Origin of the sequence: Streptomyces sp. D2-8 (assembly GCF_023184515.1) — a bacterium.
Taxonomy (GTDB): domain Bacteria; phylum Actinomycetota; class Actinomycetes; order Streptomycetales; family Streptomycetaceae; genus Streptomyces.
Genome location: NZ_JAAHBP010000010.1, coordinates 80,835 through 92,891, shown reverse-complemented (window position 1 = coordinate 92,891; position 12,057 = coordinate 80,835). Strand labels below are relative to the sequence as shown.

At 70.0% G+C, this 12,057-nt stretch carries 10 protein-coding genes, 1 pseudogene and 1 riboswitch; of the genes and pseudogenes, 5 read left to right on the top strand and 6 right to left on the bottom strand.

The window, feature by feature from the left end; all coding sequences use genetic code 11:
* Nucleotides 1-104 precede the first annotated feature (104 nt).
* Nucleotides 105-521, bottom strand: a complete 417-nt coding sequence (locus G3I77_RS20325; RefSeq protein WP_234848750.1) for a cobalamin B12-binding domain-containing protein — start codon at nucleotides 519-521, stop codon at nucleotides 105-107.
* 524 nt (nucleotides 522-1,045) lie between these two features.
* Between G3I77_RS20325 and G3I77_RS20320 the strand changes: the two genes are divergently transcribed.
* Complete coding sequence (locus G3I77_RS20320) at nucleotides 1,046-1,909, top strand: triacylglycerol lipase (protein ID WP_248505752.1); 864 nt, start codon at nucleotides 1,046-1,048, stop codon at nucleotides 1,907-1,909.
* A 219-nt stretch (nucleotides 1,910-2,128) separates the two neighbouring features.
* Nucleotides 2,129-3,667: a M23 family metallopeptidase gene (locus G3I77_RS20315; protein ID WP_248505750.1), complete on the top strand. Its 1,539-nt coding sequence runs from the start codon at nucleotides 2,129-2,131 to the stop codon at nucleotides 3,665-3,667.
* Between the two features lie 58 nt (nucleotides 3,668-3,725).
* Here G3I77_RS20315 and pcrA read toward each other — a convergent pair whose 3' ends face one another.
* Complete coding sequence (gene pcrA / locus G3I77_RS20310) at nucleotides 3,726-6,206, bottom strand: DNA helicase PcrA (protein ID WP_248505748.1); 2,481 nt, start codon at nucleotides 6,204-6,206, stop codon at nucleotides 3,726-3,728.
* Between the two features lie 290 nt (nucleotides 6,207-6,496).
* A riboswitch (cyclic di-AMP (ydaO/yuaA leader) is annotated at nucleotides 6,497-6,670 on the top strand.
* A 7-nt stretch (nucleotides 6,671-6,677) separates the two neighbouring features.
* Here pcrA and G3I77_RS20305 point away from each other — a divergent pair.
* Nucleotides 6,678-7,856 (top strand): C40 family peptidase, encoded by a 1,179-nt coding sequence (locus tag G3I77_RS20305; RefSeq protein ID WP_248505746.1) that lies wholly within the window; start codon nucleotides 6,678-6,680, stop codon nucleotides 7,854-7,856.
* 257 nt (nucleotides 7,857-8,113) lie between these two features.
* Here the strand turns inward: G3I77_RS20305 and G3I77_RS20300 are convergent, their stop codons facing one another.
* The 3 genes from G3I77_RS20300 to G3I77_RS20290 form a co-directional block, all read right to left on the bottom strand.
* Nucleotides 8,114-8,899 (bottom strand): hypothetical protein, encoded by a 786-nt coding sequence (locus G3I77_RS20300; protein ID WP_248505744.1) that lies wholly within the window; start codon nucleotides 8,897-8,899, stop codon nucleotides 8,114-8,116.
* Nucleotides 8,883-9,110, bottom strand: a complete 228-nt coding sequence (locus tag G3I77_RS20295; RefSeq protein ID WP_248505742.1) for a hypothetical protein — start codon at nucleotides 9,108-9,110, stop codon at nucleotides 8,883-8,885. Before G3I77_RS20295 ends, G3I77_RS20300 begins: the two co-directional genes overlap by 17 nt.
* A 125-nt stretch (nucleotides 9,111-9,235) precedes the next feature.
* Entirely contained in the window at nucleotides 9,236-9,580 is a 345-nt protein-coding gene (locus G3I77_RS20290) for a hypothetical protein (protein ID WP_248505740.1), read from the bottom strand.
* Between the two features lie 338 nt (nucleotides 9,581-9,918).
* On the opposite strand from G3I77_RS20290, the pseudogene G3I77_RS20285 reads away from it, so the two are divergent.
* Together G3I77_RS20285 and G3I77_RS20280 are read left to right on the top strand one after the other, a co-directional pair.
* Nucleotides 9,919-10,119 (top strand): annotated as a pseudogene (locus G3I77_RS20285) (ATP-binding cassette domain-containing protein); the annotation flags it as partial.
* 274 nt (nucleotides 10,120-10,393) lie between these two features.
* Nucleotides 10,394-11,323 (top strand): hypothetical protein, encoded by a 930-nt coding sequence (locus G3I77_RS20280; protein WP_248505738.1) that lies wholly within the window; start codon nucleotides 10,394-10,396, stop codon nucleotides 11,321-11,323.
* Here the strand turns inward: G3I77_RS20280 and G3I77_RS20275 are convergent.
* The gene (locus G3I77_RS20275; RefSeq protein ID WP_248505737.1) at nucleotides 11,301-11,654 is read right to left on the bottom strand and encodes a hypothetical protein; all 354 of its coding nucleotides are present in this window, start codon (nucleotides 11,652-11,654) and stop codon (nucleotides 11,301-11,303) included. The two genes, G3I77_RS20280 and G3I77_RS20275, sit on opposite strands and share 23 nt — an antisense overlap.
* Nucleotides 11,655-12,057 lie beyond the last annotated feature (403 nt).

Genomic DNA, 12,057 nt, shown 5'->3' with positions numbered 1-12,057 from the left:
CGGCACAGACAGCCACGACCGGCCGCCCACGGAACCTGCCCCACCCGGCCCGAGGCGCACCGGCCCCTGCCGGACAAGGGAGCCCGGGGCAGCTCGCCGGAGGCCTACGCCTGCGCAGGCTGGCGCGCGTTCGTCCGGACCCAGTCCACGATCGACGCCGTCGTCGCGCCCGGGGTGAAGATCTCCGCGACGCCCTTCTCCTTCAGCAGGGGAATGTCCGCCTCGGGGATGATCCCGCCGCCGAAGACCAGGATGTCCTCCGCGTCCCGCTCCCTGAGCAGGTCGATCACCGCCGCGAAGAGCGTGTTGTGCGCTCCGGAGAGGATGGACAGTCCGATCGCGTCGGCGTCCTCCTGGATCGCCGTGTCGACGATCTGCTCGGGAGTCTGGTGGAGCCCGGTGTAGATGACCTCCATACCGGCGTCGCGCAGGGCCCGCGCGATCACCTTGGCCCCGCGATCGTGGCCGTCGAGCCCCGGCTTGGCCACCACCACGCGGATCGGACCGGCTGCCACACCCATCACTGCCTCCATGAAGCGACTACATCCATCCGTACCGACAAGTACCGCACACATCGGGCAAGCCGTACACGCCGCACCGCACGGACACCTCACCCCGAACCGTCCGGGCAAGTGAACGAACGTTATCTCCAGCATCCCGCAACCGGCAGTTTCACGGTGGAGAGCGAGGGGGAAATCACACGATGGGACAAGCGCAAGGGGAGTCGCATCGAGGTTGCCGTACCGCCGCACCATCCAGCACACACCGCGGCCACACGGCACTTCGGCGAAGGCACGCAAGGCAAGCACCGCACGTACAGCACGCGGGGCAGACACGGCGCACCAGCGGGGAACCTCGTCACCCCACCGATCGGGGACCTCCGTCGCACCACCGGCGTCACACACGCCACACGCCGCGCTCTGCCCCCGCAGCTCACGCGGCTCACGCCGCTCTTGCGGTCATCGTCGGCCGTCTTCGCAGCTGCTTTCCACGAGAGCACACGGGGGGCGAAGCCGTCCTCCCGCGTGCCGACAGGAGGTCGGCCATGAAGGTCACCAGGGCTGCTCTGCCCTTTCTTCCGTTCTGCGAGCGCCTGCTGCCGGGCAGACTGGCGGGACTCTCCCTGGCTCTCCTGAAGGCCACCGCCCTGGAGATCGCGATCCTGGCCGGGCACCTCCTCCTCTACCCCTCGGGCATCACCCAGGAGCGGCGCACCCCCGTGCCGGCACTGCCCGCGGACGGCGCCGCCCAACTGCCCACGGAGGCCAAGCCCCCGGTCGTCCTGCTGCACGGCTTCATCGACAACCGCTCGGTCTTCGTGCTGCTGCGCCGCAGCCTCGCCCAGCACGGCAGGCAGCGGATCGAGTCCCTCAACTACTCGCCGCTGACCTGGGACATACGCGCCGCCGCCGAGCTGCTCGGCCGGCACATCGAGGAGGTCTGCGAGCGCACGGGTGCCAGGCAGGTCGACGTCGTCGGGCACAGCCTCGGCGGCCTGATAGCGCGTTACTACGTGCAGCGGCTCGGCGGCGACACGCGCGTGCGGACCCTTGTCACGCTCGGCACGCCGCACTCGGGAACCCGAGTGGCGCCCGTGGCGAACGCGCACCCCATCGTGCGCCAGATGCGCCCCGGCTCACCGGTGCTCGAAGAGCTCACTCTGCCCGCCCCTGACTGCCGAACGCACTTCGTCAGCTTCTGGAGCGACCTTGACCATGTGATGGACCCGCCGGAGGCGGCCTGCATCGACCATCCCGATCTGAGGGCGCAGAACGTACGCGTGACCGGCATCGGCCACCTCGCCCTGCCCGTCCACCCCGCCGTCGCCAACGGCATACGGCAGGTCCTCGACACGGCTCACCCGGGTGAGCCGTCCGCCGAACAGACCGACGGTCTGACGGTCGCCTGAGACTCGTCATACAGCGGTCACTCAACACCGCAGCACCGATCAACATCGAACAAACTTCGAACACAGGGCCAAACCCGTGCCCGCAGTCCGCCAAAACACGGCCGAATGCCCGTTTCCTGCGCGCGCGAAACCTGCGGAAGATTGTCGTGCCCGCGTACCGCCGGGTACAGTCGCCGCACTGCTCTGGCAGCCCCTGTTGTCGAGGCGAAAGAGAAGTTGGTGAACGACCGTCACCCGTCGGGGACCATGACCCCGGCTCCGGCTTCCGACGCCGCCTCCGCGCACTACGCGTCGTACGGCACCCAGGAAGCCCAGTACGGCGACTTCACCACGTACGGCGACCACGCCGCCACTGGATTTGACGCCACCGGCACCAACGGCACCGGCTTCGACGCCACCGGGCACGCCACCACGAGCTTCGCGTCCGACCCCCTCTTCGGCGACATGCCGGGCAGCGGCCACGACACCGGTACGTACGACACCGGCCACTGGCCCACCGGCACGCACGAGAACGTGCATTACGACGCGTACGCGGCCCAGCACCACGCCGCCTATGACACCGGCGTCTACGACACGACCTCCTGGACGGCCGAGCAGCAGCCGATGTCGGCCATCCCGTCCCAGGCGCCGTCTCCCGACGCCACCGGGCAGTGGGACGCCGGCGCGTGGCTCCAGCCCGACCAGTCGGGCAACCCCGCCGACCACACCCAGCAGTGGGATTGGGGCACGCAGACCTTCGACACGGGCGCCTACGACGCCACGCAGTGGAACTCCGACGGCACCGCCGCACCGGCTCCCGACGCGTACGAGCACCCTGCCGAAACCTTCGACCAGCACGAGACCGCGACGTTCGACCAGGTCACGTACGACGAATCCGCCGGGGCCGGCTACCACGACGACGCCGCGGACGACGGCGAGCCGGCCGCCACCGGTGAACTGCCCGTCGTCGCACCGCTCCTGGACGGCCAGGAGGACGTCACCCCGGCCCCGTCCTCGCGGGCGGCCTCGCGTGCCGGTTCCCGTTCCCGCCGCCGTACGCCGCCCAAGCGCTCGGCGCTGATGACCATCGCGGTGCCCTCGGCGTGTGTGATGGGTGTCGCGGGGATCGCCGCGGCCTCCGTCGGCAGCTTCACCGACGACAGTGCCGCGGAGGCGCAGACGATGGCGGCGGACGCGCCGCCGGTCAAGCCGGCCGCCGCCAACAACAAGCTGGACACACAGCTGCAGAGCCTCTCCGCCGGCGCCGACGACTTCGCCGACCGGGCCAGCCGTACGCAGGAGCGCATCGATCTCAAGGCCCAGCAGGCGGCCGAGAAGAAGCGGGCGGCGGAGGAGGCGGCCCGCAAGGAGCGGCTGCGCCCCAAGTTCGCCCTGCCGGTCGCGCGGCACGGACTCAGCGCCACCTACGGCCAGTCCGGCATCAACTGGATGTCCCTGCACACCGGCATCGACTTCCCCGTCTCGTACGGCACGACCGTGATGGCCGCGACGGACGGCACCGTGCGCACGCAGTGGAACAGCGCGTACGGCAACATGCTGATCCTGACCGCGAAGGACGGGACGGAGACGTGGTACTGCCACCTCTCCACCTACACGGTCGCCTCGGGCACGACCGTGAAGGCCGGCGACCCGATCGCGCGCTCCGGCAACTCCGGCAACTCCACCGGCCCGCACCTGCACTTCGAGGTGCGCCCGGGCGGCGGCTCGGCGATCGACCCGCTCCCGTGGCTGCGCAGCCACGGCATCGACCCGATGTAACGTCACGGCAGCCCCCGCCCGTCGGACGAGCGGGGGCCCACCGGCTCACCTCACTGCGCTACAGCTTCTCCACCGGCGCGTACCGCAGCAGCAGCCGCTTCGGCTTGGTGTCGCCGAAGTCGATCGTCGCCTCGGCGTTGCCCCCCGTGCCCTTGACCCCGACGACGGTGCCGAGCCCGAACTGGTCGTGCGTGACCCGGTCCCCGACCGCCAGTGACACCACCGGCTTCTCGGAGGTGCGGCGCGTGGCGAAGCCGGAGGCGCCCGACGCCGAGGAGCGAGAGCGGGACGAGGACAGCGAGGCCGCCACCGCCGAGACCGGCCCGGAGGACGCGGGTGCGGTCGCTCCCGTCCGCTTCCACTCCACGTGGGTCGGCGGGATCTCCTCCAGGAACCGGGAGGGCGGGTTGTACGACGGCTGGCCCCAGGCGCTGCGCAGGGTGGACCGCGTCAGATACAGCCGCTCCCGCGCACGCGTGATGCCGACGTAGGCCAGGCGCCGCTCCTCCTCCAGCTCCTTGGTCTGGCCGAGGGCGCGCATGTGCGGGAAGACACCGTCCTCCATGCCGGTCAGGAACACGACCGGGAACTCCAGGCCCTTGGCGGTGTGGAGGGTCATCAGCGTGATGACGCCGTCGCCGTCCTCCTCGTCGGGGATCTGGTCGGAGTCGGCGACCAGCGCGACCTGTTCGAGGAAGTCGGACAGGGTGCTCTGCTGTTCCTCGCCGCGCTCCTGCTCGAACTCCATGGCGACGGCGGCGAGTTCCTGGAGGTTCTCGATGCGGGTCTCGTCCTGGGGGTCGGTGGAGGCCTGGAGCTCGGCGAGGTACCCGGTGCGCTCCAGGACGGCCTCCAGCACCGTGGCCGGTCCGGCGCCGGACTCGACGATGGTACGGAGGTCCTCCATCAGCATGTTGAACCGCTTGACGGCGTTGGTGGAGCGCGCGGCCATGCCGTACGCCTCGTCGACGCGCTTGAGCGCCTGCGGGAAGCTGATCTTCTCCCGCTGCGACAGGGCGTCGATCATCGCCTCGGCGCGGTCGCCGATGCCCCGCTTGGGGACGTTGAGGATCCGGCGCAGCGGCACCGAGTCCTCCGGGTTGGCCAGCACGCGCAGGTAGGCCAGGACGTCCCGGACCTCCTTGCGCTCGTAGAAGCGGACGCCGCCGACGACCTTGTAGGGCAGGCCGACGCGGATGAAGACCTCTTCGAAGACACGGGACTGGGCGTTGGTGCGGTAGAAGACGGCGACGTCTCCGGCCTTCGCCTCGCCCGCGTCGGTGAGGCGGTCTATCTCGTCGGCGACGAACTGCGCCTCGTCGTGCTCGGTGTCCGCGACGTAGCCGGTGATCGTGGCGCCCGCGCCCGCGTTGGTCCACAGGTTCTTGGGGCGGCGGGACTCGTTGCGCTCGATGACCGCGTTGGCGGCGCTGAGGATCGTCTGCGTGGAGCGGTAGTTCTGCTCGAGCAGGATCGTCGTCGCGTCCGGGTAGTCCTCCTCGAACTGGAGGATGTTGCGGATGGTGGCGCCGCGGAAGGCGTAGATCGACTGGTCGGCGTCACCCACCACGCACAGCTCGGCGGGCGGGACGTCGTCCGGGCCGGGCGGGACGTCGACGGGGTGCTCGGATGTGCCGACCAGCTCGCGGACGAGGGCGTACTGGGCGTGGTTGGTGTCCTGGTACTCGTCGACCAGCACGTGCCGGAAGCGGCGGCGGTAGTGCTCGGCGACGTCCGGGAAGGCGCGCAGCAGGTTGACCGTCGTCATGATCAGGTCGTCGAAGTCGAGGGCGTTCGCCTCGCGCAGCCGCGACTGGTACATGGCGTAGGCCTGGGCGAGGGTCTTCTCGAAGCCGTCGGTGGCCTGGGCGGCGAAGTCCTCCTCGTCGATCAGCTCGTTCTTCAGGTTGCTGATCTTGGCGCTGAAGGACTTCGGCGGGAAGCGCTTGGGGTCGAGGTCCAGGTCACGGCAGACCAGGGCCATCAGGCGCTTGGAGTCGGCGGCGTCGTAGATCGAGAAGGAGGAGGTGAAGCCGAGCTTCTTGCTCTCCCGCCGCAGGATGCGCACGCACGCGCTGTGGAACGTCATGACCCACATGGCGTTCGCGCGCGGGCCGACGAGCTGCTCGACGCGCTCCTTCATTTCGCCGGCGGCCTTGTTGGTGAAGGTGATCGCGAGGATCTGGCCCGGGTGCACGTCCCGCTCGGCGAGCAGGTGGGCGATGCGGTGCGTGAGCACACGGGTCTTGCCGGAGCCGGCCCCGGCCACGATGAGCAGCGGGGAGCCGGAGTGGACGACGGCGGCGCGCTGGTTGTCGTTCAGCCCCGCCAGGAGCGTGGCGGTGTCCACCACCGGGCGCGGGGCGCCGTCCCGGTAGTAGGCGTCCCGGTCCGGCGGCACGTCGAACTTCCCGCCGAACAGATCGTCCGGAATCGGCTCCGGAACGTGATCGCCCTCGGGTGGCGGCGGGGGCTCGTCCGCGGGGCCCCGCTGGGCCTGGAGGTTCGCCAGGAAGCTGTCGTCAAAGAGGCTGCTCATCGCTCTCCGAGTCTAGGGCGCCCCACTGACAGCCCGCCGCCGCCCTGAGAACATCGCCGAAAGGAGCCCCTCGTCACCCTGCATCCACGCATGATCACAGCCCGCTACGGCCGTCACAATTATGACGAACTCATGACCAACACCCCTCCACCGATGACTCTCGGCGACGCTTTCAGGTAAGGTCACGAAAATGTATCGGGCATATCGCCCATCAACCTTCACAAGGGCCACACGAGTTGGCTACGGTGCGACCAGGCCGCACGACCCCCACCGGCGAACGTCGCCGGGCCGCGCGGCCTCCGCCGAGTCCGGTGTGCCGCAGCGGCAGCCGGAGCCGGGGACCCAACCGTGAACCTGGGGTGAATCGGCCCGACTCCCTGTACGGAGACGGCCGTAGGGCAAACCTTCCGAACCACCCGCCCGAACCCGACAGCTAACCCGGTAGGCGGAACGTGGAAGGAGTCGCCTCCCTTGGCGTCGCACCGCAAGTCGCGTCCTACGGGTACGCGCGTGGCAGGCATACGGACCCCCGCCCTCGCAACGGCGGCCCTCACCTCCGTGGCTCTGCTGTCCCAGTCGGCCAACGCCGCCCCCGAGGCCGACGACAAACCCAGCCTGGAAGAAGTCGAGAAGAAGGTCGACGACCTCTACCGCCAAGCGGGGTCGGCGACCGAGAAGTACAACGCGGCCAAGGAGAAGACGGCGAAGCAGCGCAAGCGCGCCGACGCCCTCATCGACGACGTCGCGAAGCGCACCCAGAAGCTCAACGAGGCGCGCGAGGAGCTGGGGTCCTTCGCCTCCGCCCAGTACCGCACCGGCGCCGCCGCCCCGGACACGGCGACGTTCCTGCTCGCGGACACCCCGCAGGACTACTTCGACCAGACCCAGCTGATGGACCGGATGACGGGCCGTCAGAAGGTCGCGGTCGACGACTACGTCACGCAGCAGTCCGAGACGATGAAGAAGCGCCAGGAGGCCACCGAGAGCCTCGAGACGCTCACCGAGTCGCAGGGCGATCTGAAGACGGCCAAGGCGACCGTCCAGCGCAAGCTCGCCGACGCGCGCGAGCTGATGTCGAAGCTGACCGCCGAGGAGAAGGCCCGGCTCGCGGCGATCGAGAAGGAGAAGCAGGAGGAGGCCGCCCGCAAGGCCGACGAGCTGGCCCGGCAGCAGGCCGCCCAGCAGCAGGCGCGGGAGGAGGCCGCTCAGCAGCAGGACAGCGGATCCTCGTCGTCGGGTTCGGCGGGCTCCGGCTCGTCCACCTCGACGGCCCCGGCCGACTCCTCGTACGCCACCAAGGCCGACAAGGCGCTCGCCTTCGCCCGCGCCCAGATCGGCAAGCCGTACGTGTGGGGTGCCGTCGGACCCGGCTCCTACGACTGCTCCGGCCTCACCCAGGCCGCCTGGAAGGCCGCGGGCGTCACCCTGCCGCGCACGACCTACGACCAGGTGAACGCCGGCACCACGGTCCCGCTCTCCCAGGCCCAGCCCGGTGACCTGGTCTTCTTCTACGACGACCTCACCCACGTCGGGATCTACATCGGCAACGGCATGATGATCCACGCCCCGAAGCCCGGCACGTACGTGCGCGAGGAGTCGATCTACTACGACGGCGAGTCGTCGATCCACAGCGTGGTGCGCCCGGCCTGAGAAGTTGTAGGGCCGCTTTAGATCTGCCGGATTCTCAGCGATCTGTCGTCAACCTGTCGTCTGCGACAGATCGCTGAGAATCGCTCCGTAGAGCCACTCACAGCGTTCTTGCCCTCCCGGGCGCATGGGACGGAGCGGTCCATGGGCAGCCACCGACGCCCAGCACGCCCTGGCCTGGAAGAGCCCAAGCGACCGCACCCGCTACGTCGCCACGGCAGAAGGATATGGCAGCTGATCGGCTGGCCCTTGGCCAAGGCTCATGGTCGAGCATGCCGTCCGGTACTCCGCTGTTGCTGCCGTTGCACGACCCACCGGACCAGCGGCAGCAGCCCCAGCCACACCACCAGCATGACCGGCACGTTCGTGAAGTCGCCCACGACCAGGGCCGGAAGCGCGCAAAGCGCCGCTCCGGCCGCTTCCTTGCCCCGCGTCACGAGTATGGCGGGCAGGCCCCTCACGGCGTGGCGCCGGGACCGGGACACGGCCGTGCCTCCCGCGTACAGGCCGTACGCGCCGCCGCAGATCACCGCCAGGGCGAGCGCGCACACGAAGACCGGCTCACCCTCCGGGGTATCGGCGGTCTCCTGGGAGACCTTGCCCTGGCGTACCGCGGTCGCGTAGTCCCGCCACATGGTGACCGTCACACCGTCACCGGGACGCAGGCGCTTGAGCAGCGGCTCCGAATCGCCCATGTCGATGCTGCGGGGCACACGGGTCGGGCCGTTCAGGTACAGCGTGTACTCCGATGTCTTGACCTGCTCCCTGATCACCGTACGGGTCACGGTCGCATCGAACGAGCGCAGGCAGTCGTCATGGGAAGAGGGGGAGGCGGTGCACGCAGTAGCGGTGACGAACGCCTTCTCGTCCTCGATCAGGCCCGGCACGATGGACAGCCCCGCGGCACCGAGGAGGAGCATCGCGATACCGGTCAGAGCCGCGCACAGCCCCCACACGCGACGCCAGGCGGTGCGCCGCCGGACGGCCCCCGGCTCGGGTTGCAGCCTGATGCGCCGTCCCGCCGGCGGGTCACCGTGCGGCGGCACGACGGCGTCCTCTCACGCGCCCCACCAGGGTGAGCACGGCTACGGAGGCGGTCGCCGCGGCCCCCGTGGCCAGCGCGTCCGCGACGTACCGGCTCAGCTCCAGCCGCAGAACGTCAACGAGCCCGAACAGCACGACAGCCCCTGCGAGGCCGGCTGCGACCGCTGCCGACCAGAAGCGGTGACGCGCCCAGAGCCACTGGACGAGCCCCATTCCGATGAATGGCGCAACGGACAGGTGAGGCTCTTCGAGGGCGGCGAGCACACCGTATCCCAGGCCGCTGACCGCCCAGCAAGCCGCGGCCACAAGCGTCGCCTCGCTCCAGGAAGCGGACCGGTTCACTGCGGCCGCCGCTCATGAACGGCCCGGTCCCGACGGCGCTCCCGCCGCCGGGCGACGAAGGCAGCCAGGATCGAGCCGACTACGAGCGGCCCGGCGACCCAGCGGGTCATGTCCGCCACCCGGCCCGGCTCCCCGCCAGCCATCAGGGTCACCGTCTCAACGGCGATGGAGATTCCCAGCAGGACAAAGCCGAGCCCCCAGGCGCGAACCCCCCACACAGGCCCCTGGATCGGCTCCGGTGGCCGACGCGGCCGGAGCACGGCCCAGCATCCCAGCCCCACGCACCCCAGCCCCACGGCCACCATGAACACGTCCACGGCCCTGTCGAACACATCGGTCACTGTTCCCCGCCTCGCTATCTCATCTCCCGCGGCCCATCATGACCGTCCGAGGGCGCCCCCTCATCTGCCGGGCACGGCAGACGGCCTGCGCGCTGCTTTCCGGCACCCGGCAATGTGGGGGACTTGACCTCACTTCTCTTGAACATCCACGAGTCTCGAGATCGCCGACTGCTGCCCAAACGGGCAGACACTCGCTGCTGCTTGAAGTGAACGGAGCCAGGCAGAGCGGTGTCGCAGTTCGGGGCCGGCTTGACCTTGACGCTGGGTCAACCCTCCATCCTCCCTGCAGGAGCTTCCTCACAGCCGACTGGAAAGCTCCGCGAAGGAGGAAAATGACCATGGTGACCCAATCGATCGCCGGTCCGGCGATTCGCGTGCAGGGTCTGGAGAAGTCGTACGGGAAGTTCGAAGTGCTGCGCGGCCTGGACTTCGAGGTGGCGCGGGGCAACATCTTCGCCCTGCTCGGCTCCAACGGGGCGGGCAAGACCACGACCGTGAGGATCCTCGCCACGCTCCTGAAGTCCGACGCGGGGACAGCAGGTCAGGGTCCTGGTGTGACGTCGTTCGGGGTGCTCGTGCCGGCTGTCCTGTCGCCTCTTGGGCCACCCCAACGGCCTGACCACCGCCAGGGACCGGACACGGCAATGAGAAAACCGCGCGGACAAATCGATGAGAAGTGATGACGAACGCCCAGCCCACGAGAACTCGACCGGACAAGAGTGCTGAGAACCTACAGAAGTCCCGTCACGTTTTTGAGGGGCACGCGCGCGTGCCCCTCTCGTAACGCGCGCGGCGCTCTCTAGCATCGGCGCTATGTCCGGTCCCTCCCCGTTTGCCACCTGGTGGGCGACGTATGCGCTGGCGACCGGCATCGTGTCGGTCGGTCTCGACTCGGCGGGCTACGAGGTCCTCTCCCGCATCGCCCTCGCCCTGGCCTGCGCGGCCTGGGTGGTGGCCGCCGCGGGCCTCGCCCAGCGGACGCACGGCGGGTGGCGGGCGGAGACGCCGGCCGCGCTCACCGCCGTGGCGGCGACCGCCGTCCTCGGCACCGGCTTCTCCGCGGCCGGCCCGCAGACCCTGGCCGGGGCGCTGCTGGCGCTCGGCATGCTGCTCTGGGCGGTGCTGCTCGCCGCGGAGGCCGAGGGGCGGCGGGGAACGGTGTTCCTGCGCTGCGTGGCCACCCAGGGGCTCGCCGTGCTCGGCGCCACGCTCGCCGCGGCCGATGCGGCGGCCTGGCTCGCCCACGCGGCCCTGGTGCTGTTCTGGCTGGGACTCGCCCTCTACTGCTTCGCCCTGTTCCGCTTCCAGCCCCGGCAGGTGGAGGAGGGGCGCGGGGACCACTGGCTCGCGGCCGGCGCCCTGGCCGTCTCCGCACTGGCCGGGGCGAAGCTCCTCGACGCCGACAGCGCGCGCCTGTACCTGTGGAACGAGGAGAACTTCGCCACCCTGCGCACGACGACCGTCACGCTGCTCGTGCTCGCGCTGATCGCCTGCGTCGCCCTGCTCCTCGCCGAGTTGTTCTGGCCCCGGCACGGCTACGACGCGCGGCGGTGGGCGACCGTGTTCGCCGCCGCCGTGACAGCGGCGGCCGCCCTGGCGGTCGCCGCCGCCCTCGACGTCCCCTGGCTCGATGTCGCCGGAGAGGTGCTGCTGTGGATCGCGGTGGCCGCGTGGCTCGGATGCACCGCCTGGGCCCTCGCCTCCACCCGGCATGCCCGGGTCAGGCCCAGAGCACGGCGATGAAGATGTTCGCCGTGGTCAGCAGGCCGACCAGGCCGAAGAGGCCCTTGTCCACCTTCTCGTCATCCCGCTTCACATAGACCAGGCCGAGGATCATGATCAGCAGGGCCAGCTTCACGCCGATCTTGATGTTGTTCACGGACTGGTCGTCGGCCTGGTTGAGACCGACCAGGACCACACCGGTGACCAGCATCGTGAGCGCGCCGTGCAGCATCGCGGGGGTGAAGCGGGCGGTACCCTCGCCCATCGCCTTCATCTGAGTGAGGAAGCCGCCCAGGAGCGAGGCGATGCCGATGATGTGGAGGCCGACGAAGAGGTGGATGAGTACGTCCATGAGGCCGGAGCCTAATCAGGGGCCCCGAGGCCACCCGACACCGGCCCGGTGATGCATATATGCGCCCCATAGCACCCGATCACGGTCACTCGCTCACGATTCGGCGCATCGGTCATCACGCTGAGTGAAGTCGACGGCTCCAAGGCGGGACCACGGTCGCATACGGTCACCGCCGGTCCTCTCGAAACACTTCCGCACACCTGCCACCGGCCCGCCACGGCGACCTTTAGCGTCCTCCACCAGGTGCCCGGCTCCCCACCGCCGCCCGGGCCAGGGGCGGCAGTCGGACACCACCGCCGAAAAGTCCGGCGGCGATCCGCTCCCCCTGTGCGGGCCGTCGCCGGACGCGCAGGCCGCCCGTCCGCTCCCCCCGGCGGCCGCACGCACCCGTCGGCGGTCGAGG

What these genes read in the sequence shown, in the direction of transcription:
- G3I77_RS20325 (WP_234848750.1), bottom strand. Translation starts at nt 521, where the DNA reads ATGGGTGTGGCAGCCGGTCCGATCCGCGTGGTGGTGGCCAAGCCGGGG.
- G3I77_RS20275 (WP_248505737.1), bottom strand. Translation starts at nt 11,654, where the DNA reads ATGGACGTACTCATCCACCTCTTCGTCGGCCTCCACATCATCGGCATC.
- G3I77_RS20280 (WP_248505738.1), top strand. Translation starts at nt 10,394, where the DNA reads ATGTCCGGTCCCTCCCCGTTTGCCACCTGGTGGGCGACGTATGCGCTG.
- G3I77_RS20320 (WP_248505752.1), top strand. Translation starts at nt 1,046, where the DNA reads ATGAAGGTCACCAGGGCTGCTCTGCCCTTTCTTCCGTTCTGCGAGCGC.
- pcrA (WP_248505748.1), bottom strand. Translation starts at nt 6,206, where the DNA reads ATGAGCAGCCTCTTTGACGACAGCTTCCTGGCGAACCTCCAGGCCCAG.
- G3I77_RS20295 (WP_248505742.1), bottom strand. Translation starts at nt 9,110, where the DNA reads ATGGGGCTCGTCCAGTGGCTCTGGGCGCGTCACCGCTTCTGGTCGGCA.